19 protein-coding genes and 2 pseudogenes are annotated in these 22,219 nt (G+C 60.8%); 11 read left to right on the top strand and 10 right to left on the bottom strand.

All coding sequences use genetic code 11. From position 1 onward, the window contains the following. The first annotated feature begins 569 nt into the window (after positions 1-569). Positions 570-1,220, top strand: coding sequence for a response regulator transcription factor (locus J3489_RS23890; RefSeq protein ID WP_207002278.1), 651 nt, complete (start codon positions 570-572; stop codon positions 1,218-1,220). 22 nt (positions 1,221-1,242) lie between these two features. On the opposite strand, the gene J3489_RS23885 is transcribed toward J3489_RS23890, so the two are convergent. Both J3489_RS23885 and J3489_RS23880 read right to left on the bottom strand, forming a co-directional pair. After that, entirely contained in the window at positions 1,243-1,665 is a 423-nt protein-coding gene (locus J3489_RS23885) for a response regulator transcription factor (protein WP_309491414.1), read from the bottom strand. 95 nt (positions 1,666-1,760) lie between these two features. After that, complete coding sequence (locus tag J3489_RS23880; RefSeq protein ID WP_207002274.1) at positions 1,761-3,599, bottom strand: ATP-binding protein; 1,839 nt, start codon at positions 3,597-3,599, stop codon at positions 1,761-1,763. A 597-nt stretch (positions 3,600-4,196) separates the two neighbouring features. Here J3489_RS23880 and J3489_RS38625 point away from each other — a divergent pair. From J3489_RS38625 to J3489_RS23850, 6 genes and pseudogenes are all read left to right on the top strand, one after another. Then, positions 4,197-4,739, top strand: a complete 543-nt coding sequence (locus J3489_RS38625; protein ID WP_309491413.1) for a DUF3331 domain-containing protein — start codon at positions 4,197-4,199, stop codon at positions 4,737-4,739. A 106-nt stretch (positions 4,740-4,845) separates the two neighbouring features. Further along, positions 4,846-5,055 (top strand): hypothetical protein, encoded by a 210-nt coding sequence (locus tag J3489_RS23870; protein WP_207002272.1) that lies wholly within the window; start codon positions 4,846-4,848, stop codon positions 5,053-5,055. Positions 5,056-5,132: 77 nt separating this feature from the next. Further along, on the top strand, positions 5,133-5,378 hold the full coding sequence (gene hfq, locus J3489_RS23865; RefSeq protein WP_207002270.1) for an RNA chaperone Hfq: 246 nt from the start codon (positions 5,133-5,135) through the stop codon (positions 5,376-5,378). Then, positions 5,315-5,584 (top strand): annotated as a pseudogene (locus J3489_RS23860) (LuxR C-terminal-related transcriptional regulator); the annotation flags it as partial. The gene hfq and the pseudogene J3489_RS23860, both read left to right, overlap by 64 nt. Before the next feature lie 126 nt (positions 5,585-5,710). Beyond that, a complete protein-coding gene (locus tag J3489_RS23855) occupies positions 5,711-6,673 on the top strand; it encodes a LysR family transcriptional regulator (protein ID WP_207002269.1) in 963 nt (320 codons plus the stop codon). A gap of 46 nt (positions 6,674-6,719) precedes the next feature. Then, a pseudogene (locus tag J3489_RS23850) lies at positions 6,720-6,824 on the top strand (IS5/IS1182 family transposase); the annotation flags it as partial. A 224-nt stretch (positions 6,825-7,048) separates the two neighbouring features. Here J3489_RS23850 and J3489_RS38945 read toward each other — a convergent pair. Both J3489_RS38945 and J3489_RS23835 read right to left on the bottom strand, forming a co-directional pair. Continuing rightward, complete coding sequence (locus tag J3489_RS38945) at positions 7,049-7,582, bottom strand: DUF2471 family protein (RefSeq protein WP_374193482.1); 534 nt, start codon at positions 7,580-7,582, stop codon at positions 7,049-7,051. Between the two features lie 22 nt (positions 7,583-7,604). After that, the gene (locus tag J3489_RS23835) at positions 7,605-7,748 is read right to left on the bottom strand and encodes a hypothetical protein (RefSeq protein WP_242540242.1); all 144 of its coding nucleotides are present in this window, start codon (positions 7,746-7,748) and stop codon (positions 7,605-7,607) included. 353 nt (positions 7,749-8,101) lie between these two features. On the opposite strand from J3489_RS23835, the gene J3489_RS23830 reads away from it, so the two are divergent. The 4 genes from J3489_RS23830 (at position 8,102) to J3489_RS23815 (ending at position 13,005) form a co-directional block, all read left to right on the top strand. Beyond that, positions 8,102-8,326, top strand: coding sequence for a glycine zipper domain-containing protein (locus J3489_RS23830; RefSeq protein WP_207002268.1), 225 nt, complete (start codon positions 8,102-8,104; stop codon positions 8,324-8,326). A gap of 360 nt (positions 8,327-8,686) precedes the next feature. Continuing rightward, complete coding sequence (locus J3489_RS23825; protein WP_207002267.1) at positions 8,687-11,074, top strand: AsmA family protein; 2,388 nt, start codon at positions 8,687-8,689, stop codon at positions 11,072-11,074. Between the two features lie 130 nt (positions 11,075-11,204). Continuing rightward, positions 11,205-11,486, top strand: coding sequence for a hypothetical protein (locus J3489_RS23820; RefSeq protein WP_207002266.1), 282 nt, complete (start codon positions 11,205-11,207; stop codon positions 11,484-11,486). Positions 11,487-11,874: 388 nt separating this feature from the next. Then, on the top strand, positions 11,875-13,005 hold the full coding sequence (locus J3489_RS23815) for a J domain-containing protein (RefSeq protein WP_207002265.1): 1,131 nt from the start codon (positions 11,875-11,877) through the stop codon (positions 13,003-13,005). A 304-nt stretch (positions 13,006-13,309) separates the two neighbouring features. On the opposite strand, the gene hisD is transcribed toward J3489_RS23815, so the two are convergent. The 6 genes from hisD to J3489_RS23785 all read right to left on the bottom strand — a co-directional run bounded on the left by hisD (position 13,310) and on the right by J3489_RS23785 (position 22,138). Beyond that, positions 13,310-14,617 (bottom strand): histidinol dehydrogenase, encoded by a 1,308-nt coding sequence (gene hisD / locus J3489_RS23810; protein ID WP_207002264.1) that lies wholly within the window; start codon positions 14,615-14,617, stop codon positions 13,310-13,312. 235 nt (positions 14,618-14,852) lie between these two features. Further along, positions 14,853-15,866 (bottom strand): substrate-binding domain-containing protein, encoded by a 1,014-nt coding sequence (locus J3489_RS23805; protein ID WP_242540241.1) that lies wholly within the window; start codon positions 15,864-15,866, stop codon positions 14,853-14,855. A gap of 40 nt (positions 15,867-15,906) precedes the next feature. Next, positions 15,907-16,929: an ABC transporter permease gene (locus tag J3489_RS23800; protein WP_207002263.1), complete on the bottom strand. Its 1,023-nt coding sequence runs from the start codon at positions 16,927-16,929 to the stop codon at positions 15,907-15,909. Next, positions 16,926-18,878, bottom strand: a complete 1,953-nt coding sequence (locus J3489_RS23795) for a sugar ABC transporter ATP-binding protein (RefSeq protein ID WP_207002262.1) — start codon at positions 18,876-18,878, stop codon at positions 16,926-16,928. The genes J3489_RS23800 and J3489_RS23795 overlap by 4 nt, the downstream gene beginning before the upstream one ends. Next, positions 18,879-20,822, bottom strand: a complete 1,944-nt coding sequence (locus tag J3489_RS23790) for a D-apionate lactonase family protein (protein ID WP_207002261.1) — start codon at positions 20,820-20,822, stop codon at positions 18,879-18,881. Between the two features lie 23 nt (positions 20,823-20,845). After that, positions 20,846-22,138, bottom strand: coding sequence for an MFS transporter (locus tag J3489_RS23785; RefSeq protein ID WP_207002325.1), 1,293 nt, complete (start codon positions 22,136-22,138; stop codon positions 20,846-20,848). Positions 22,139-22,219: the final 81 nt, after the last annotated feature.

The following is a 22,219-nucleotide window of genomic DNA, read 5'->3' as shown; positions in this document are numbered from 1 at the left end:
CAGTGGCGATCGCCGCGCGAACAGGACAAAACAGGCGGAGTGGTTGAGCATGAATCCTGTTGAAGGTGTAATCGTTCGATTCGTGCGAAATCTAGCGGTTATCGAACGGAGAGCCGCTTGCGGCAAGGCTTTCCGGCGCCCCATCATTCCGGCAAAGCGCGATTTCGCAAGTCTTTGATAAATATGAAATTTCGGGAAGCAACCGCCAGAAATTGCACGAGAAGTACGCATACCCCACCATGCATCACTGTGCATTGCCGCTTATGGGTTTCTTGTCGCACAACGCCTCATTCAAGGGGGCGGTAAACCGAACGAGAAAGACGTTATCCCGGCAGCGCTTCGGGGACTCCCAAAGCATTTCAACGACACTTTCCGCCAAAATCTTTCAACATGAAAGCTTTTGGCGGAGACGCGCAGTGCATCGCACAAGTCGCGGACAATTACCTGGGGTAGCGCATGATTGTTCGCGTTCCGTCCGGGCGCGTAGAATAAGCCATTGCCGGCCGCGATGAGAGCGCCGTTCGGCTTCACAGGGTGACCCGATGGCTGCTGGACCGACCGACCCAATCATGACCGGCGCTGCAGGAAGTGACGGCCCGGTTGTCTATGTCGTCGATGATGACAAAGCAATCCGGATCGCTCTCAGCACGCTCATGCGCTCGGTTGGCCTGCGCGTCGAAACGTTTGAGTCCCCTGAAGAATTTCTCCAGTTTCCCTCTTCGACCGGGCCCAGCTGCCTGATTCTTGATGTCCGGCTCCGCGGCAAAAGCGGAATGACTTTTCACCAGGAAATCGTCAACAGCGGCATGCGCATTCCCGTCGTTTTCATCACTGCTCATGGGGACATAGAGATGGGCGTGAAAGCGATGAAAGCCGGCGCGCAGGACTTCTTTGCCAAGCCGTTCAAGGACCAGGACATGCTCGACGCAGTAGAACACGCTCTGGCGCGCGATAGTGAGCGGCTTGCTGCAGACGCGGCTGTGGCTGACCTGCGGGCGTCGTATCAGTCCCTCTCTCCGCGAGAGAAGGAGGTGATGGCCTTCGTGCTGTCCGGGCTGTTGAACAAGCAGATTGCCTCCGAAATGAACCTGAGCGAAATTACAGTGAAGGTCCACCGCGGACAGGTGATGAGAAAGATGAACGCGCGTTCCATGCCGGACCTTGTCCGCAAGGCCGAATCCCTTGGCATCAAGCCGCAACTATCCAGTTCTGCACGGTGATAGTCTCGCGCGGACATTCTCCCTACGGATCGCCAAGTGCAACCGAGAGCCAGTGAGTCATTACTGCGGCCTGATATGGCTTCTGAAGCAGCACCAGCGCGCCGTTACTGACCGCCTTTGAGTGCAGCGACGGCGTAGGGTACGCGCTTATGAAGATTGTGGCCGGGGCATGGCCTTGCGCAAGCAGGCGCTCGTGCATCTCCACACCCGACATGCCGGGCATGCGAACGTCGGAGATGAGGCAGGATGTGTCGCCGACCGCCCCCGACATGAGAAATTCTTCGGCTGACTCGAACATGCGTGCCCGCCAGCCTAGTGACCGCACCAGGCTTCCTAACGCGAGACGAACGGCTTTATCGTCGTCAACAATCGAGACAACAGGTGATGTTTGCAAAGTAGCGGCCCTCGACCTCTCTCCCTGCGGGATAAGGAGCGGCCAACCCACTCGCCCGTCTTGTTAGCTAGTTATTTGGAGGTTAGCGTACAACCGCCTTTGCCGCGATGATACGAATGTATAAGTGATGCGAACGCTGGCGCGGGCTACGCGACCGCTGTAGACACTCGCACTGGCGGCAAACTGAAACTGAATGTCGAGCCACCTTCGGGGTTGTTGGATGCCCAGAGTTGACCGCCGTGCGCCTCGATAATCGAACTGCAGATTGCCAGCCCCATCCCCATACCGGTGCTGCGCGTCGTAAAGAAGGCCTCAAACAGACGCGGCAGGTTCTCCTTGCTGATACCGGGCCCGGAGTCCCGCACCGCCACTACCACGTTTTCTTCGTTGTCGAGTCCGGACCCGACCACAAGTTCACGCTTGCCGTCGACGGTGGCCATCGCCTGCACACCATTGATGATGATGTTGATGAGCACCTGCTGAAGTTGTACACGGTCGCCAAGCACCGCCGGAAGTCCGGGCGCGAGATTCAGCACAAGCGAGCCACCTTGGTTCGCGACCTCCCCTCGAATCAGCGCCATCACTTCGTCAATCAGTTCGTCGACCTGAACCAGTGCCCGGTCAGGTGGCGCTCCCTTCATCAATTTCCTCACACGCTGCACGATTTCAGCCGCCCTGTTCCCCTCATCAGTTATCTGGGTCAAGCACCCCTCAATCTCTTCCACGTTGAGCGGCTGGCGGCGCAGCCAGCGAAGACCGGCCTCCCCATTCGTGACGATGGCGGCAAGCGGCTGACCGACCTCATGCGCAATCGACGCGCTTAGTTCGCCGAGGGCGGTGATGCGACTGGCGCGTGCGAGCTCGTTTTGCGCCTGCCGCAACTGTTCCTCTGTCTGCTTTGCCTCCGTCACGTCCATCACGGCTCCGATGAACTTCCTGTTATCCGCCTGACCGGTTGTTCGGTGCGCCACGACGTGCAGGTGCTTGACTCTCCTATCCGGAAACAGCAGGCGATGCTCGACGTCGAAATCACTCTTCGAACCTCCGGCCTGCGCGAGTACTTGCTCGAACACCTGCATGTCGTCAGGGTGCACACGCTGCCGGACCATGTCAATCGTGGGTGTCATTGCCATGTCGTACTCGAAGATGTTGAAGGCCTGCTCAGACCAGAATACCTCGCCGGTTGAGACATTCCACCCGAAGCTACCGGTACGACTCAGCTTCTGCGCTTCAGCAAGATACTGCGCCTGACTTTTTCGCAGCCAATCCTCGGCACGCTTGCGCTGGGTGATGTCGTTGTTTGTCTCAAGGGTGGCGAGCGGCGCGCCCCGCTCGTCACGCTGCAGTGTCCAGCGACTGGCCACGATGACCTCGGAGCCATCGCGTTTGGTGTGAACCAGTTCGCCCTCCCAGTGCCCGTCGCGAATATACAGTTGTTGAATTTCCTCGCGAGGCAGCGGAAACAGGGTTCGGAGAAGCTCATCGGCGACCTTCCCAATCGCCTCTTCCTGTTTCCAGCCATAGAGCGTTTCCGCGGCGTAATTCCAGTACGTGATGACTTCGTTCTGGTCGCGGACAAACACGGTGTCGTGGGTCAGGTCCAGGAGCCGCGCCTGGGCACGCTGCACTTTCTCAATCCGGTCAATCCGTCTGACAAGCGTTGTGACAGCGATTGACGCGATGAGAAAGGCACTAAGGGGGAAAAAGTCCTGGGTATAGGCTATCCGAAAGCTATAGAGAGGGGGCGTGAAAAAAAAGTCCAGCAACGCGGCGCCCACAACCGAGAAAATCGCGGATGAAATGAAGCTGTCCGCCAAGGACAACAGGACAATGACAATTAAGAGACAGAAGCCGGTGGTGCTCAGTCGCAGCTGCAGTCGGAGACAGGCTGCAGCAACGGCTCCGAGCGCGATGCAGCCCCCAATCCACAAAAGCACCAGATATTTAAGGCCGCCGTTATCATATGAAGAACCTGCTGCCCGCACAGAACGCCTCCCTTAGCGCAACTGTACTCACCGCTTGCATCCGGTCTGTCGCAAAAGCTCTCGGCGTCTCAGACCGACACAGTGCTCGTCTCTCGAGGCTTCTGTTGTTCCTCTCCAGATAATAGCCGACGGGGATTGTTTCGCGCAGCTCGAACACCACTCGTGAAGCCTCCTCACCGCGCTTATACGCGCGTATAAGCGGGTTACGCTAACGCGGCATCGAGATATCCGACCGTAGAGTAGATTCGCCCTTCGGCTAAACCTAATCTTCTCTCATCGCGACAGTGCTCGCCGTTAGGACGGCGCAAAACTCGCGGTTCGGCCCGACGACAACATTGCCCTTTCGGATGCCCGCCCGACCGGTTCCCTCTATAGCGTCTCCAAGGAATCATCGTGTCCCATGTTCTGCATAGTTGGATATATATCGGAAGCAACGCATACGACGAGTACACGTTCGTGCCGTGGCTCGGCAGGAACATCTATCGCCGTACTGTCGACCTCTCCACAATATGCATCCAGTAGCTGAAACTCAAGGGTTATTCGACCTCGACCATTTGTTCGATTACTGCTTCGCTCTTCGCTAAAGAGAGGAACAAGATGTTGAACGCTGAACCCAATACAACTTCTGACATCCTGTCAGAGAATGATTCTCATCATGCGTCCATTGCCTTGCCGTCAACCCATTGCCCATCATCGCATCGGCCGGGCCGACTCGCCTCAGCGCCCAAGGGTCGAGACCCGTGGGCGACGACGCTCGCAGCCATCCATCAATTTTCTTCCCCCCCGGACCCGATGCCGAATCCTCCGGGCCTGTCCGGGCGCCCCCGCTTCGGTGGCGAGCCGTTCCGTCCGCGCAATGCCGACGGCGGTGACGTGCGCACCTTTACTGTGACGGTCGTGGAGAAGCTGTCCAATTCGCTCTTCGCGCTGTGCTGGCACGACCCTACGCTTTGCAACTATCAGGAGCAGGTGTGGTCGCCGTGTCTAGCTCGCGAGTCGGGGCGTTGCGCCCTATCCGGCAAACATATCAGCCGGGGCGACGCGGTCTACCGACCCCGAACCCGCGGACGAGTCATGCCACTTAACGGCGACGCAATGATTCTGGCCAGCGAACTGGTCGAGGCCCGCATAAGCGCCTGAGACGCGCTGGGGCTGCAGTATGCTGACTCGAACTCACTAGTGAAGCATCGCCTGGGTGCCGGCCGACTCAGGGTGCGCTCCACCGTCTGGCCACAGGAGGTTCAACATGAGACTAGAGACCGCCACGTTTGTGCGACTGCGCCGTCTCGCGCCGGTTCTCGATGACGTACTCAATGCAGGAGAGGTCGAGCACGCAGACCAGGCCGTCGACCTGGTTTCACTTGCTCAGCTATGCTCACAGTTGTTCGCCGCGTACGACTACCAACACCCGGGCGAGATTGCGGAAGCGCGTCTCGACGCCCTAGCGTCGCGGTAACGCACTTCCTCCGGACTGGCTTGCAGCTTCAGATATCGCCGGTACCATCGAAGGACATATCGCTTTGACCTCAGAACATGACCGCACGCCCATGCGTACAAGACAACTTTCTACACACGCTCGTAAAGGCCAAGACCACTGTACACGCGTTCCTCGTGAACGGCATCAGACTGAGTGCTCAACTGGGCGGATTTGACCAGTTTTCAGTTCTGTTGGAGTCTGGTCCAGGCGTGCACCTTGTTTTCAAACATGCGCTTTCGACAGCGCGCGCCTCGCGGCCGAGCAACCGATCGCCGCGCTTCGTAACGCCTACAACTCGTTGACGCCGCGAGAACAACAGGTCATGAGTTTTGTAGTGGCCGGCCTGATGAACAAGCAGATCGCCTCCGAGATGAATCTGAGCAAGATCACCGTGAAGATTCATCGCGGACAGGCGATGAAAAAATGTCCGCGCGCTTATGCTATTGAGCCCCACGCTCGTGACTCACGAGCTTACCGACGCGCAAGGTCACCGGGGAAGGTTGGCTAGCGCGGATCGAAGGCACCGCTCGCTCACCCGCCATGCATGAAAGAAGGTGACACGATGATCCCCGTTTGGATTCTGCGCCTTTGGAGTCACGCAATGCCATTTGCCTCTTAAAAAGGAGAAGGGATAGTGGACCAGATGACAGTATTGGGAGCCTTTGTAAGAGTCGTTGAGACTGGCTCCTTCTCGACTGCTGCCAAATCGCTCGGTGTCGGACAACCAACCGTATCAAAAGCGATTGCCACACTCGAGGCGCGTCTCGCCGTCCGGCTTCTGCTGCGCTCGACACGCGGACTGACTCCGACCGATTCAGGATCGGCATTCTACGAACGCGCGAAACGTATCCTGCTGGAAGTCGAGCAAGCCGAGTACGTTGCACGTAGAGCCAGTACGGAACTCTTCGGGCGGATACGCGTAAGCGCAGACGTGACGTTCGCAAGAATCCATATCATGCCGTTGATCGGCCAGTTTCTCGATAAACATCCGTGCATATCCCTTGATATCGTACTTGACGATCGCAACGTCGATCTGATTGAGGAAGGCGTTGACGTCGCATTACGCATTGGAACGCTCGATATTTCCAACTTGACAGCACGCAAAATTGGCGAGGCTCGGCAAATTATTTTAGGCGCACCTTCCTACTTCCAAAGGTTCGGCACGCCAACGACGCCCACTGATCTTGCCTCACATCAATTTATCACTTATAGCCGACGCCGCGGCGGCCGCGCGTGGACGTTCCAGCGAAATGACACAGAGTTGTCGCTGTCGATTTCAGGACGCCTTTCTGTGAATGCAACCGAAGGTATCCGGGAAGCGGTACTGTCTGGAGCCGGGATTGCGATATCACCAGAATGGATGTTCTCGTCGGAGCTGAAGAGCGGCCTTGTCAAGACAGTTCTCATGGACTGGCGACTACCGCCGAGCGAACTGTTTGCAGTCATCCCGGCAGGTCGTATGGTGAGCGCCAAAACGCGTGCCTTTATCAAATTCGTCGAAGAATCGCTTGGGTTTGGCCGACTGAAGGAAGCTTCACAACGACAATACTACGACCGTTCGATTGCATCCTCGTTTGAGACCGCGATCCAACCATGAACCAGCCTGATGGCCTTCCGTGTCCATGTCGCGGGTGCGCCCCGAGGCGCCGACCTCAACGAAGAATCGGGACAAGGCGCGCGACCCGGAGAGGCATCAAACGAAGAAGCGTAATCAGTGGTACCACGGGATAAAGGCGCACATGGGCGTGATTCGACATAAAGTTTCCCCGGTTTTCCACCATCAAGCGGCGATGATGTGCGCAGCCCAAGCGCGGGCGCGGTGTTGCATAACCCGTTGATACAACGCTACGAGGCCGGGATTGGTGGCCTCAGAGGTCAGCAACTCGTGAAGTTCGATTGATGGAAACATATATTTTCGACGAGATTTATTGGTTTCCCCTGCGCCGGCTCGGCCGGATTTTCCGTTTAAAACCTAGTTGACACGACGCCATGCATCGATAATCGCGCCGAACACCACTGGCACAAAATCGTGTCCTTCAAACGATGCTGGCCGATCGTCTTTGGGATAGTCCAGAGCGGCCGGAACGCGCAGCATGTTCAGCATTCGTGTGCTGTGTTTGCCTGTCGCAGCAACCTCCGCGAGGACTTCTGACTCGATGCGGTGCAGAAGCACCCACGTCAGTACACCGGCCGATCGATGACGCAGCACAACACCGGGCACCACTTCTTTGACAGCCGCGTCGGCGGCAAACAAAACGTCCATATGGCCCCCCGTTTTCCGAATCACCAAATGGTTTTTAACGTGCGAGTAGGCCCGAATCTTTTCGTCCTTCGTGACCAGCGGGACGGCCAGTTTGCGCGCGGTTGCCACAATCATCCGCTCGGCCGGGTCTTTGTGAAACTCGCCTGCCCACTCAACGGACTTGACCGTGATTTCGGGATCGACCGGGACGAAGCGCACGGCTTCGATGGCCGACACCGTTGCGAGCCAACTGCCCACGTCCATCGACAGGACAAGCTTCTCGCGCTCAACGCGCGCTAGTCACCGGTATCGCCGCACGATAGACCGCTACGGCGAGCTTGCGGTTGTTCGGCACCCAGTCGCGCGCCGCCAGCACGAATGCTTCGTAGCATCCCTGTTCCATCTGCCCCGTCTGCCGTTCGTATTGCATGTCGATCACCCCCTTCTTTCGAATCTGCGCGCCCGCGCGCACAACGTCACTCGGCGGAAAGCCTTGCATGACACCGCGCATCTTTTTCAAACGCACGTGTGCCGCGTGACGCTTCAATGACGATCAGCGCATTCCCGTCTTCAGCCGCCGTCGATTGGTTCATGGAATCCTCCGTTGGGAACCCTACGGGTATGTCGAAGCAACAAGCGGACCGCCCGGGCACGTCGACGCAGGATGAAAGCCGGCCGAAACCGCGGGCAGGAAGTGATTCGGGTACAGCGGTTGCGGCGAGTTTTTTGATCGAGGAATGATCCAGGCGCTCACGCCACTCGACTCATTCACGGAGAAACACGATGACGATTCCCCACCCGCTCGATTGGCGCAATTCGTTGCGCACGCAGCGAATGCACGCGCCCTCTCCGCCCGACGTCGATCCGATTTCGCCGCCGACGCCCGAGGCCGACCCCGACGCTCCGCCGCCGGAATACGACGACGACTTTGCCCACGCGAAACCGTGGCAAGCGATTGCCTTAGCGATGATTGGAGGCCTGGTGGTCGGTATGCTTGCCGCACGCTAGCCGAGGTGGCGCCGCGCCACGCCGCGCCGCAATACGCCGCCGACACGCGGACCGTTCACCCGCAGCCGGGATGCGATGAACGGGGCTGTGGTGGGGCCGCCCTCATGAACTGACCCCTCAATTTTGATTGTCGACCGCGCCAAACGTGCGTGTATCCGATGCTGTACCCATATGCGCTAGAAAATTTACAAATGCAAAGTCAGACTGCTCGGTCTCGTTGTGACCAGGTTGCTCGAAATGCGGACTGGTCGAATCGCAAATCGGTCGTAACGAAGAGATTCGCCGTCCTAAGCGAATCCACTGTCAGACGGGCATGCTATATGCTTCTCCAGGCGAAACGGGGAAAGCAATGGAGCCCTTATGGGGCAACGACTGCCAATCGGACGAATTACCGCGTGGACGCTGGCCATTCTGGCGGTACTGATAGCGGCGCTCGTCACTTTCTTTCTGACGTTTGACTGGAATCGCGCACGTCCGTGGGTCGACGATAAGGTCTCGCAGGCGATTGGCCGGCAGTTTCATATCACCGGGGACCTGAAGGTCGGCTGGCGCAGTCCGCCGAGCGAATCCGGTTGGCGTCGCTGGGTGCCGTGGCCGCGTTTTTCCGCTCAGAAAATCACAATCGCGAATCCGGACTGGGCCAGCCAGCCGCAATTCGCCACCCTCGACGAGATCGATTTTGAGGTTGAGCCTCTCCCGCTGCTGGCACGCGACATCGTGATTCCGACGATCAACCTCGTCAATCCGTCGATCGATCTCGAACGCGTCAAAGATAACCGCAACAACTGGACGTTCAAGTTCAAGCAACCGGCCGCGCCGTCCACGTGGAATCTCAAACTGCACGACATCGCGTGTGCGACGGGCCACGTTGCGTACACCGACCAGATCACCCAGGCCGACATGCAGGTCGCCGTCGATACGCTCGGTCAGCCCGTGCCGATCGGCGACGTCATCAAGCAGCAGGAGCAGGCGTCGCGCGAATCGTCGGCGCAGGTGGTCGGCCGGAGCGGCGCGAGCAAGCTCCACAAGCAGATCGAAGCCAAGCAGGTCGAAGCGTCGGCGGCATCGGCGGCGTCCCCTACCGCGGCCGCCAGCAGCGTGCTGGCGAGTCCGGCGAGCGCGTCGGCCAATACCGGCACGACCAGTCAGCAGGAGTCGAAGCCTTCGATGCCGTACTATGGTCTCGGCTGGACGGTCAAGGGCACCTACAAGCAGACGGCTGTGTCGGGCAGCGGCAAGGTGGGAGGCGTGCTCGCGCTGCAGGACACGAGGCGGCCGTTTCCCGTGCAGGCAAATGTGAAGATCGGCGATACGCATATCGCGCTCGCCGGTACCGTGACCGACCCGGCGCACCTCGCCGCGCTCGACCTGAAGCTGTGGCTGCAGGGCGTCAGCATGGCGGATCTCTATCCGATCGCTGGCGTGCCGCTGCCCGAGACTCCGCCGTACGCGACCGAGGGGCGGCTCGTCGGACAGTTCGCGGAATACGGCAATGTCTTCAAGTATGAGAACTTCACGGGCCGCGTCGGCGGCAGCGACCTCAACGGCTCGATGGTTTATGCAGACAAGAAGCCGCGGCCGCTGCTGACGGGCGAACTCGTGTCCAACCTGCTGCAATTTTCCGATCTCACTCCGATCATCGGCGCCGACACCAACGCGAGCAAGGCGAAGCGCGGTGAGGGAACCCGGCAGCCGTCGAGCAAGGCGTTGCCGGTCGAGCAATTCAAGACCGATCGCTGGAAGGCCATCGATGCCGACGTGAAGTTCACCGGCCGCCGCATCATCAAGGACCCGGCTCTGCCGATCACCGATCTCTATACCCACGTAATCATGACGGACGGCGTGCTGACGTTGGAGCCGCTCAAGTTCGGTGTCGCGGGCGGCACGCTGGCATCAAACATTCACCTCGACGGCAGCGCGGTGCCGCTCAAGGGACGTTTTTCTACACAAGCGCGGCACCTGAAGCTCAAACAACTTTTCCCGACCGTGAAGACGATGCAGTCGGCGCTCGGCGAAGTGAATGGCGACGCGGAGTTGTCGGCAACGGGCAATTCACCCGCAGCGCTGGCGGCGACGTCGAATGGGGAAGTGAAGGCGCTGATCACCGATGGCACGATCAGTCGCCTGTACATGGAAGCGGCGGGGCTGAACGTGGCGAACGTAGTCTACGAGAAGCTCTTCGGCAATCGCGACGTGAAGATCAACTGCGCGGCGGCGGACTTTGTGGTGACCAACGGCGTGCTGGAATCGCGCGTGTTCGCCCTCGACACCGACGATGCCGTGATCAACATGGATGGTCGCATCGACCTGCGGACCGAGCAGATGGATCTTGGGATTCATCCGCATACCAAGGGCGTCCGGGTGGTTTCGCTGCGCTCGCCGCTTTACGCGAAGGGGACGTTCAAGAACCCGGACGTCGGTGTGGATGCCGGCGCGCTGGCGGTGCGTGGTGGGGCGGTGGTGGGGCTCGGGTTGGTTAATCCTTTCGCAGCGCTGATTCCGCTGATCGTGCCGAGCAACAACAAGCCGCTGCCATGCGCGCAGATGCTCGCCGACATGCGCACGGCGCCGAGCGCACCGCCGGCGGGGCAGAAGCAGCGTGAGAAGGCGGCACCAGCTTACCTGGCGTCGGGCGCAGCGGGTCCGGCAGAGGATAGTCCGGGCGGCGCCGCGCGCACGCAAGCGGCAAGCAAGACGGCGCCTGCGGGTCCGGCGGCAGCCAGAGACGCACAGTACCGGGGACGTTGAGCCCACATGCTCAGCATAACTAACGTGTCATCGAGCGGCGTCTGAGTCGCCGCTCGGCACCCACGTTCAGGAATGCTTGTTGCGCGCTTTTATGGGTATCGACCTTCATAAATGAGTGTCAGGAGGAAATATGTCGTGCCGATTATGCGCGCCGTACCGCGGATACGGCATTGATCTTACGGCGACGGAACTCGAAATCGCCTCCTTTATCGGGGCGGAACGGCGCTACACGGTGGCGTGGTCGATCCATCGGGACGGACTGCGATCAAACGTCATTGCGAGCTTTGCTGAGCCAGTTGAATTTACGTGCGTCGACGAAGCGCTGGACTATGCCGAAGCCCGGGCCCATACGTTTGTCGATTGTATCGTCGCGGCAGGAGGCGCGACGAACAAGGCGTCGGGCACCGGCTGATCAATCGACCGTCCGTCTAATCGCAACTGCAGGGTTTCCACCGAAGGTGCTGCCGCGGCAAACGCGCGAACGAAGGTACCCGCCCCCCATCATTGGGGCCCAGCCGAGTTGAGGACGACCACTTCAGCGGATTTGATGGCGAAACCTGGAAGCACGCGCCGGGTTCGTGCCTGATAACCTTCTTCCGCTGCCGTTGCGATAGGTCCCGATCTTGCGGCGGGCAAAGGGGCCCGCCGCTCTCCCGGCGCACTGACACAATTATTGTCGCAACGGTGGGATGCACATGAGTCGTCATCGCAGCGCACCTGCCCACCCGGTCCGTAGGTCGCACCATCGAGTAAAATGCACCGTGCGGTTGCCTCTCCTGCCCTCAGCCAAACTCCGACCCATGACCAGGACAAATTTGCGGTCTGTCAGCATCGCGCACGATCACGACAAGCCTGCCTTATCGAAAGGGCAAAAAACGTTCAATTCGCTGATCAAGCAGATCGAGAAGCGCCGCATACGGCTTCGCGCCTGGGAAACGGTTACCCCCACATTCCAGCAGCAGTATGTCAACGAACTTCTGCCTCTTGACCAGACTTCGACCACGCTGCAGATCCGGATGGTGCATTGCCTCGACCGGGCATATGAGCAAAGAGAACTGACCAAGGCCGAACGTCGGAAGATGGCCATGGTGATCGTCAATCTGGCAGGCGATCTGATCGACGAAGAAGATGAAGGCAAGGAGTTGAAAGCCGTCTACGACAAGTACAGCCCCACCAACTACGACAGCCAAATGGCCGCGGAAGTCGACGGGATGAAATCCATGCTCGAGACGGTATTCGGCGTCGATCTGGGCGACGATCTGGACTTGAACTCGCCGGAAGACCTGCTGCAACATGCACAGGCGCATATCCAGCAAACTCAGGCAGAGCGGGCAGAAAAAATTGCAAAACGGGACGCTCGGCGCGCGAAGCGGAAAAAATCCCCGAAACAACAGGCCGCCGAGGCCCGCGCACAAGAACAGCAGGCGCAGATCAGCCTTTCCATTCGCGAGGTCTACCGCAAACTCGCCAGCACGTTGCACCCTGATCGCGAAACCGATCCGCAGGAGCGTGATCGGAAAACCAAGTTGATGCAACGCGTCAACGAGGCCTATCAGAAAAATAACTTGCTGCAGCTGTTAGAGCTGCAACTCGAGCTCGAGCATATCGACCAGCATGCCCTCAACAGCATGAGCGAAGAGCGCCTGAAACACTACAACACGATCCTGAAGGAACAGGTACGCGAACTCGATCAGGAAATCCTCCACGTCGAGTCGGCCTTTCGCTACGCATATGGAATCGATCCTTTCGAACCTGTCTCGCCAGATACCGTTCTGCGAAATCTCGCCGTTGATCTCAACGAGCTCCGCCTCAATATCCGGGCCCTTGAACAGGACCTTGCTGCGTTCGAAGACGTCAAGAATCTGAAGCGCTGGCTGAAACGCATCCAATTGATACCTGCTGCATCACCCTTCGACGCCATGCCGTTCTGACATTGAAAAAACCGACTGTGCTTAGCGGTCCTATCGATCGCTGAAAAATCACGCTGGCATTCTATTGATGGGGGACTAGGCTTCATTGTGCGAGCTGTACGAAATTGTCCACGACGTCAATGAACGGTCGCCTCTGATTCGTGAGGAAGACGGGCCATTTCTGGGACTGGCCTATGGCCAGCGAACGGCTTGATCCGTGCGTTGACCTGGATATCTGCGTTTGATTGCTATTGCGCCACCGTGGGTGATGCCCAGTCAGCACCACTGCACAGCGGCGTTCGCCTCCCTTGCTTGAAGGGTCGGATTAGACTGCGGCGCCGCCGTAAGGCACGTCCTTGTGGCCGTACCGTCGCACGCGAAGATTGGCCTGTTCGCCGTGTCCGGCGAAGCCTTCCAATGCGCACAGCCGCGACGTATATTCGCCGACCATCGCCGACGCCTCGTCGGTCAGCACCTTCTGGTACGTGCAAGTCTTGAGGAATTTGCCGACCCACAGGCCCCCGGTGTAGCGCGCCGATTTCTTGGTCGGCAGCGTGTGGTTGGTGCCGATGGCCTTGTCGCCATATGCGACGTTGGTACGCGGGCCGAGGAACAACGCGCCGTAGTTCGTCATGCGGTTGAGGAAGTAGTCTGGGTCTTTCGTGAGGATCTGCACGTGTTCCGATGCGATCTGGTCCGCAATCCTGACCATCTCCTCATCGCTTTCTGCGACGATGACTTCGCCGAACTTGTCCCAGGACTTGCGGGCGATCTCGGCAGTCGGGAGGATCTTCAGGAGGCGCTCGACTTCGGCCATCGTCTCGCGCGCAAGCTTTTCCGATGTCGTCAGCAGGATCGCCGGGGAATCCGGGCCGTGCTCCGCCTGGCCGAGCAGATCGGTGGCGCACATTTCGCCATCTACGCTTTCATCGGCGATCACCAGGGTCTCGGTCGGGCCTGCGAACAGGTCGATACCGACGCGGCCGAACAACTGACGCTTGGCTTCGGCAACGAAAGCATTGCCCGGTCCCACCAGAATATCGACGGGCGCAATGCTCTGCGTGCCGATCGCCATGGCGCCGACCGCCTGGATGCCGCCGAGGCAATAGATCTCCTTCGCGCCCGCCATATGCTGGGCGGCGACAATCGCCGGCGCCGGCTTGCGGTTGAACGGCGGCGCGCACGTGATGATGCGCTCGACACCCGCCACCCGCGCGGTAATCACCGACATATGCGCGGATGCCAGCAGCGGATACTTGCCGCCCGGCACATAGCAGCCAGCGGCGTTTACGGGGATGTTCTTGTGGCCGAGGATCACGCCCGGCAACGTTTCGACTTCGATGTCGCGTAGCGAAGCGCGCTGATGCTTTGCGAAGTTCTCGACCTGCGTCTGGGCGAACTCAATATCGGCGATGTCGCGGCGCGAGAGCTGCGACAGGCATTCGTCGATTTCCGTCTGCGACAACCGGTAGTCTTCCCGATCCAGCTTGTCGAAACGGATCGAGAGATCGCGGACCGCCGCGTCGCCGCGCGCTTCGATGTCGGCGAGCGTCGCTTCGACCGTCTCGCGGACTTCCTTCGCCGCCGATTTGATGACCTCGGCTTCAGCGCCATGTTTGAGCCATACCGCCATGTGGATTCCCCCAAAAAAATTGATCAAACCCTGCGTGTTGCATACGTATGCAATTGCATTGAAGGTTAGAAGAATCTCGACGCCACCGCAAGCTAAAGCGGGATATGGTTAACCCGAGGACGAGCCGTCAGCAAGCTCGGGAGGCCATCTGTGCGGCCGACTAGCGGCGAGCAGCGGCATCCGCCCTGCCCGGGCTTCTGCCGCACTTCGCTACGACCCGAAGCGAACCATCAAGTCACTTCAGCTCGCCGCCGAACACCGTTTGCTGGATCACCGGCAATTCCTGAGCGAGGTTGTCCTTCGACACGACGACCACCGGCACCACGATGCTCTTCGGCGGCGTCTTGCCGGCCAAGTCGTCGAGTAGCGCACCGGCGGCCTTCTGGCCCATCAGATACGGCTGCTGCATCCCCGAAGCGGTCAGCGTGCCGTCCTTGATCATGTCGACGAATTGCGGAATGCCGTCGAACGCCACCAGTGCGATGTCGGACTGCTTGTGAGCTACCTGGATTGCCCGCGCGGCGCCGAGCGTCGGCGCATCGGTCTGCACGAATACGCCGTGCATGTCCGGATGCGCGGTGATCATGTCCTGCACGAAGCGGAACGTTTCATCCGCAGTGTAGTGCTGCATCTGGTTCAGCGCGACCTCCGGAATGCCCGCCTCCTTCATCGCCCGGCTGAACCCCTCCGTGCGCAGCTTGCCGTTCTGCCGCGCGAGCGAAATGGAAGAAATGCCGTAGCCGCCCTTGTCCCAGCCCTTCTGCTTCATCACCTCGGCGAGCTTCTTGCCGGTTTCGTATGCGCCCTTTTCGTTCTCCGAACTGATGAACGAGACGTAATCGCCGGAATTCGTGCCGATATCGGCGATCACCACCGGAATCTTCGCGCGCGCCGCGATCTGCAGCACGCTAGGCGCGGTCGACGAATCGGTCGGCGAAATGACGATGCCGGCAACGCCTTGCGCGATGGCGTCCTGAGCATTCTTCAGTTGCGTCGCGGCGTCGTTGTGCGAGTCATAGATCGTGACCGCACCGCCCTGCGCCTTGACCGTATCGGACACACCCTTGCCGACGATCCGCCAGAACGGCAGGTCGAGGCCAGGCGTCAGATACGCAAAGTGCTTGCCCGATGCACTCTGCTGCGCATACGCACCGCCTGAAAGCGATGCACTGAGCACGGTGCCCAGCACGAGCGCGCCAACCGTCTTCAACGCGCCTGTCACGAATACCCGCATTCCCATCTTGATCATTGTGTTGTCTCCTGTTGGTGAGATTGTCGACCGCGATCCGTCATTGGCCCCGCCGGTTCAGTCGTGTGGTTACGATGCGCTCGGCGAGCACCGCGATGATGATGATTGCGCCGATCGCGCTGCCCTGCCAATACGGACCGACGTTCAGGAGATTCAGACCGTTTCGGATCAGGCCCATGATCAAGACGCCGAGGAACGTGCCGATCATCGAACCGCGTCCGCCGAACAGGCTCGCGCCGCCGATTACGACGGCCGCGATCGAGTCGAGTTCGAGCCCGTTGCCGGCGATCGGGTCGATCGACAGCAGCCGCGAGGCGAGCATCACCGAGGCAAGCGCCGCCAGCGCGCCGGACACCGCGTAAGCGAGGTTCGTGTAGTACGAGACTTTCAGGCCTGACGCACGCGCCGCTTCGATGTTCGAACCGATCGCATAGATCGTGCGGCCGCCCTTCGTGAAGGTCAGGTAATACCACGCGAGTGCGAACAGCAGCACCACGAAAAGGAAATTCGCCGGGATGCCGAACAGATCGGCCGAACCGATGTACGACAGACCTTGCGGCAACGACGAAATCGAATTGCCGTTGCTGATGACATAGGCGAGCGAACGGCCGATCGACATCATCCCGAGCGTGACGATGAACGGCGCGATCCGGCCGAACGTGACGAACAGCCCGTTGACCAGCCCCATTAGCCCGCCGAAGACAATCGCCGCGGCGATCGCGACCGGCACCGGCAAGCCGGCCGACGACAGCGCAAGACCAAGCACGATCCCGGCCACGCCGGTCAGCGCGCCGACCGAAAGGTCGATGCCCGCGACGAGAATCACGAACGTCTGCCCGATCGCCGCTATGCCGGTCACCACCGACTGGTCCATCAGGTTGAACAGGTTGCCCAGCGAGAAGAAGTGCGACGACACGAGCGACAGCGCGACCGACAGCGCCATCAGCAAAACGAACATGCGGATTTCCAGCTGGAAACGATGCAGGAAACTGCCGTGCCGGCGGCGCGCCGCCGGCGCCTTCGCATCGCCCGAAGCAGGCGCGTTCAAATGATCGGTGCTCATGCGACGGTCTCCACGGCCTGCGTCTGGACCAGCAGTTGGCCCACGCCGTGACGGGTCAGGTTGCTCGTCATCATGTTTCGTATTGCCTCCGGATCGAGTGATGCGGACGACGGCGCGGTGACGCCGACATAACCGAACGAATGGCCGCTCTGGTTCACGAGCCGGAACAGCACGGATTGCAGTGCGCCGTCGGCGATCACCGCGCCGGGCTTCTGCGTCTTGAGCGCTTCCGGAATCGACGTCTCGCTGATGAGCGGGAAGCGTTCCGCGGCGATGCCCACGTGGGCGCTCGAATGGGTCACGAGATCGAAGCAGAACACCCGCTCGCGTTCGACCTGCAGCCAGTAGCTCGTCGCGCCGCATTGCGCGGACAGTTCAGCGAGCGCATCGTGCACCCCTTGCGCCGACGAACGCGGCGCCGAGTACATCGCGAGGATTTCGGCATCGAGCAGTTCGCTTTGCGCCTGCGCGACGGACACGCCGTCGCTCAGCACGACGACCCGGTCTGACAGGCCAAGCACTTCCTCGAAGTCGGACGACACGACCAACACGCCGATCCCCTTCGCCGCGATCTTGCGGATGATCTGATAGATCGTGTTGCGCGTGCCGATATCGACGCCGCGCGTCGGTTCGTCGAGCAGCAGCACCGACGGATTGAGCAGCAGCCAGCGCGCGAAAATCACCTTCTGTTGCTGGCCGCCGCTCAAGCCGAGCATCGGCGCCGTCAGGATGTGATCGGGCATGTCGAGTTCGGTCATCAGCCGGTCGATCTCGGCGAAATGCCGGTCGTAATGACGGTGCATGCCGGGGTCGCGGCCGAGATGCGCGAGCAGTAGGTTCTCGGTCACGGAGAAGTCAGGCACGATCCCTTGCCGGCGCCGGTCCTCGCCGATCAGACCGACGCCGCGCGCGATTGCGTCGCGCGGCGACGACGCGGCGAACGGCGCGCCGTTCAGCTTCACGGTGCCGGCGTCGCGTTTGCGCAAGCCGAAGATCGTTTCGATCGTCTCGGAACGGCCCGCGCCGACCAGACCGGCAAGCCCGAGAATTTCGCCCGGATGCAGTGTGAACGACACGTCGCGCACCATCGCGCCGGACGCGAGACGGCTGACTTCGAGCAGCGGTTCGTCGCGCACGCGCGCTTGCGCCGGTGCGCTGCCGCGTTCGTACAGATTCTCGATTTCGCGGCCGACCATCATTTGAATCAGCGACGCGGGCGTCAGATTCTTCGTCGCGACGTCGCCTTCGACGGTGCGGCCGTCGCGCATCACGGTCACGTAGTCGGTAATCTCGAAGATCTCTTCGAGCCGATGCGAAACGAACGCAAGCGCCTTGCCGCGCGAGCGCAGCAGCCGCATCACTTCGAAGAGGCTCTCGACTTCGGTCGGCGAGAACGACGCGGTCGGCTCGTCGAGAATGATCAAGTCCGAATCCTGCTGCAATGCGCGGCCGATTTCGATGATCTGCCGTTGGGCCATCGACAGGTCGCCGGCGCGCTTGTGCAGCGGCAGATGCTCCGCCTGGCGCAACTCCTCGAGCACCGCCTCGGCCTTGCGCCTGAGCGCTTTCCAATCGAGCCTTTCGCGCTGGCCGAAATGCGTGAGGCAAAGGTTCTCCATCACGCTGAGATCCGGCGCGATGCTGGTTTCCTGCAGCACAAGCGAAATGCCGGCGCGCATCGCATCGCGCGGTATCGCGAAGTCGACGTCCTCGCCCTTGTAGCGCAGTACTCCTTCGGAGCGGCGCAGGTGACCGCTGACGATACGCGACAGCGTCGACTTGCCTGCGCCGTTGACGCCGACAAGCGCATGCACCTCGCCCGCGCGCAGCGTCAGTGAACCGTCTTTCAATGCACGCACCGGGCCGAACAGTTTCGTCACGTGCTCGGCGCGCAGGATTTCGATCGGGGCCGGTCGGCCAGCCCGCTGGGGCGCGTCTGTATCCATCATTTACGTCGCTGTGCGGATTTCGACAATCTCGTAGGGGCCCAGTGTCAGCGGACCGGCGGCGAGCACGGTGTGTTGCGGTGCGGTTGCGAATTCCGCGGCGGCGTTCCAGCGCGCGAGCGTCGCGTTCGCAGCTTTCGCTGCGTTCGACGAACCGAAGTCGAGTTCGACCGCCTGCGGCTGCGTGGACAGATTCGCCATCCACACCTTCGTGTGATGCTGCTGTTTCACTGCGAACGCGGCCAACGGCGCGCGGCCCCGTTCGACCGTCAGTTCGGCGATCGACGCGCCGCGCGCCGCCGCCAGCGATGCAAGCAGGTAAAACAGCGGCGTCGGCCGTGCTCTATCGAAAAGACCGCGCGGACCGGTCAGCTCCGACAGCGCGATATGCGACGCGCCGCCCGCCGCGAACGCGGCGAAGTAGCCAAGATTCCACGCGGCGCCGAACCATGCGCGCTGGCGCGGATCCTCGTCGGTGAGGCAGATGCGTTTGCCGTTCGAGCCCGCTTCGTTCGGCAACGTCGACGATCCGTATGGATTGTCGCGCGCCGCGATCGTACTGGGTCCGACCCGGTACGGCGTGCTGCCGGCGAGCGCAGTGACGCTGGCCGCGATGAACGGCAGCGTCGCGAGCGTTTCCATCACCGATCGGTCGTCGGCCGCGTGGACGATCGGGCAGGTCGTAAACGTCGCGTAGTCGAGTTGCTCGAACGGCGGCCGCTTGCGATTCAGTTCAGTGAAGTACGCGAACGAGCCGCCGCCGAGCGGAACGCCTGGGAACGCGGCGCGTGCCGCAGCGAACACTTCGTCGAACGACGGGCACGGCGGCCATGGGCTGCCGGGCAGCACCGCTTTCAGGTCCGGCGCAGGCGATACCTGCAGCGCGCCCGGCGCCACGAAGTCTCGTGCCGCGCGTGCAACGCGCGCCATTTCTTCGGCGGGATTCCCCTCGCCGGTCAGCACGACTTCAAGCACGTACGGCACGCGAGCCGCTTCGCTCAATCGCGCGAAGCCCTGCATCGCCCGCTCCGGACTATCCCGGCGCAGATCCAGATGGGCGCAGAAATAAGCGGGGTTCAGCGTGCGCAATGCATCGGCGCGCTGCAGCGCGGCCTCGAGGTGTTCGGCACGCACGCCGATGCCGAGTTGCGGCATTGCCCGTGCACCGGGATTGCCCCCGTCGAGCCGCACCTTCGCTGCAACGGCCCGATCGCGCGAAGCGGCCGTCGGCGCGGCCGCTTCGGACGCGCGCACGTTGACCGTCACCGACTGCTTCAACGTCGAGCCTTTGTCGAGGGTATAAGGCCAAGGCAACGCGAGCGGACGCACATAGGTCTTGAACGATGCGTCCGACCAGTTGCGCTGATCCTCCATCTCGAACGTGTCGCCTTCCATCCGCACCTGCGCGCTTAGCGTGTCGCTATGCTGCGTCGTCAGCGCGCGAATGTCGCGAAACGGCTGGAACGGGTCGATCTTCTCGGGAAAATACGTTTCTCGGCTTTTGCCGTCGACGGTCTCGACGACCACGCGTTTGCCCGATACGTCGAGCGGGTGCAGCACAACGAAGCCTGTCCGGTTCGTCAGCAGATCGTCTTCGAGCGTCGCGTCGGCATTGAATTCGAGGCTGCCGTGCGCACGCCCGATGATCGACGCGACCAGACGCAGTTCACTGCCGGTCGGTCCGCACGTACCGCGGAAGCGGACTTCGAATGTGTCGTCGCGCTGTTCGATCTGTACGTCGTCGAGATCCAGCGGATGGGTGCCCCAGTTCTCGTCGCGTGCGAGAAACGAAATCGCGCGGATCACCTCTTGACCGCCGTAACGAAGATAACGCAGACCGCCGCGTTCGAATTCGACCGTCAGTGCTCCAGCCGCAAGCTGAACCGGCTCGGCTTCCACCTGAGTCGTGCCGACCAGCGCAACCGCCGATGTTTCGACTGATTGCATGATTCCTCCTCGATCTCCGGCGCTCAGCGGTTCACTACTTTGGCCGGGACGATGAACGTCAGCAGCGCGCCGACGAACAACGCACCCGCCATCGCATAGAGGCCCAGATTGGTGCTGTTCGTCACGTCCTTGATGAAGCCGATCAGGTAGGGACTGACGAAGCCGGCGAGGTTGCCCCAAGAGTTGATCAACGCAATGCCGGCTGCCGCGGCCGAGCCGCCGAGGAACGCCGTAGGCAGGCTCCAGAACATCGGCAGCGTGCTGAGCCCGCCCATTGCCGCAAGCGTGAGACCGACCATCGCGAGCACCGGATGGTGGCCGAACGCGGCCGACATGATCAGACCCACGCCGCCGAGCACCGCAGTGAATGCGAGGTGCCAGCGCCGCTCTCGCCGCCTGTCCGCGCTGCGCGACACGAGCAGCATCGTCACCGCCGCCGCGCCATATGGGATGGCTGTCAGCAAGCCCACCTGCAAGGGGTCGCTGACACCAGTCGACGCGATCAGCGTAGGCAACCAGAAACCGACCGTGTAGAAACCGCAGATCAGGCAGAAGTAAATGCCGGTCAGCAACCACACGCGGCCGTTGGTAAAGATTTCGCGCAGCGAACGCTCAGCCTTGTGAGTCGAATCCGCGCGGATCTGAGCGTCGAGCAGCGCCCGCTCTTCAGGCGTCAGCCACTTCGCCTTCTTGATTCCGTCGGTCAGCAGGAAGATCGCCCCGATGCCGGCCGCGATCGACGGTATTCCTTCCATGAAGAACAGCCACTGCCAGCCGGCGTAGTTCATTACGCCGCTGAACGAATGCAGCACGAGGCCGGACAGCGGACCGCCGATCAATCCGGAAAGCGGCACCGCCGCCGCGAACGCGGCGAACATCTTGCCGCGCCGATGTGACGGATACCAGTAAGACAGATAGAGGATCACGCCCGGATAAAAACCTGCTTCGGCGAGCCCCAGCAGAAAGCGCATCACGTAGAAGGCGGTGGGCGTGGTCACGAACGCCATGCCGGACGAGATCACGCCCCACGTGATCATGATGCGGGCCATCCACAGCCGGGCGCCGACGCGATGCAGGATGATGTTGCTCGGAATTTCGACGAGAAAGTACGCGATGAAGAAAATACCGGCACCGAGGCCGTAGACCGTGTCGGAGAAGTGCAAGTCGGCTGACATCTGCAGCTTCGCGAACCCGACGTTCACACGGTCCAGATAAGCGACCAGATAGCAGAACATCAGGAACGGCACGATCCGCCACGTGACCTTGGCGTAGGTCCGCGCCTCGAACGACTTTGCATCGTCCTGCTCGTCCTGCATTGCGACTTCAACTGAATCCTTCAGCACTGCCTGTCTCCTTGTCGATGCCCGCGCCACCCTTTTCTTGATGGCTGGATCTTC

The sequence above is a fragment of the Trinickia mobilis genome, from assembly GCF_017315705.1.
Taxonomy (GTDB): domain Bacteria; phylum Pseudomonadota; class Gammaproteobacteria; order Burkholderiales; family Burkholderiaceae; genus Trinickia_A; species Trinickia_A mobilis.
The sequence above is the reverse complement of the archived record's forward strand: the minus strand, read 5'-3'. Positions and strand labels throughout refer to the sequence as shown.

Excerpts from the sequence above, each read along its gene's own strand:
- J3489_RS23825 (WP_207002267.1), top strand. The coding sequence starts at position 8,687 with ATGGGGCAACGACTGCCAATCGGACGAATTACCGCGTGGACGCTGGCC.
- J3489_RS23835 (WP_242540242.1), bottom strand. The coding sequence starts at position 7,748 with ATGCAATACGAACGGCAGACGGGGCAGATGGAACAGGGATGCTACGAA.
- J3489_RS23795 (WP_207002262.1), bottom strand. The coding sequence starts at position 18,878 with ATGATGGATACAGACGCGCCCCAGCGGGCTGGCCGACCGGCCCCGATC.
- J3489_RS38945 (WP_374193482.1), bottom strand. The coding sequence starts at position 7,582 with ATGGACGTGGGCAGTTGGCTCGCAACGGTGTCGGCCATCGAAGCCGTG.
- J3489_RS38625 (WP_309491413.1), top strand. The coding sequence starts at position 4,197 with ATGTTGAACGCTGAACCCAATACAACTTCTGACATCCTGTCAGAGAAT.
- hfq (WP_207002270.1), top strand. The coding sequence starts at position 5,133 with ATGACCGCACGCCCATGCGTACAAGACAACTTTCTACACACGCTCGTA.
- J3489_RS23820 (WP_207002266.1), top strand. The coding sequence starts at position 11,205 with ATGTCGTGCCGATTATGCGCGCCGTACCGCGGATACGGCATTGATCTT.
- J3489_RS23890 (WP_207002278.1), top strand. The coding sequence starts at position 570 with ATGACCGGCGCTGCAGGAAGTGACGGCCCGGTTGTCTATGTCGTCGAT.
- J3489_RS23790 (WP_207002261.1), bottom strand. The coding sequence starts at position 20,822 with ATGCAATCAGTCGAAACATCGGCGGTTGCGCTGGTCGGCACGACTCAG.
- J3489_RS23870 (WP_207002272.1), top strand. The coding sequence starts at position 4,846 with ATGAGACTAGAGACCGCCACGTTTGTGCGACTGCGCCGTCTCGCGCCG.
- J3489_RS23785 (WP_207002325.1), bottom strand. The coding sequence starts at position 22,138 with ATGCAGGACGAGCAGGACGATGCAAAGTCGTTCGAGGCGCGGACCTAC.
- J3489_RS23805 (WP_242540241.1), bottom strand. The coding sequence starts at position 15,866 with ATGATCAAGATGGGAATGCGGGTATTCGTGACAGGCGCGTTGAAGACG.
- J3489_RS23800 (WP_207002263.1), bottom strand. The coding sequence starts at position 16,929 with ATGAGCACCGATCATTTGAACGCGCCTGCTTCGGGCGATGCGAAGGCG.
- J3489_RS23815 (WP_207002265.1), top strand. The coding sequence starts at position 11,875 with ATGACCAGGACAAATTTGCGGTCTGTCAGCATCGCGCACGATCACGAC.
- J3489_RS23830 (WP_207002268.1), top strand. The coding sequence starts at position 8,102 with ATGACGATTCCCCACCCGCTCGATTGGCGCAATTCGTTGCGCACGCAG.
- hisD (WP_207002264.1), bottom strand. The coding sequence starts at position 14,617 with ATGGCGGTATGGCTCAAACATGGCGCTGAAGCCGAGGTCATCAAATCG.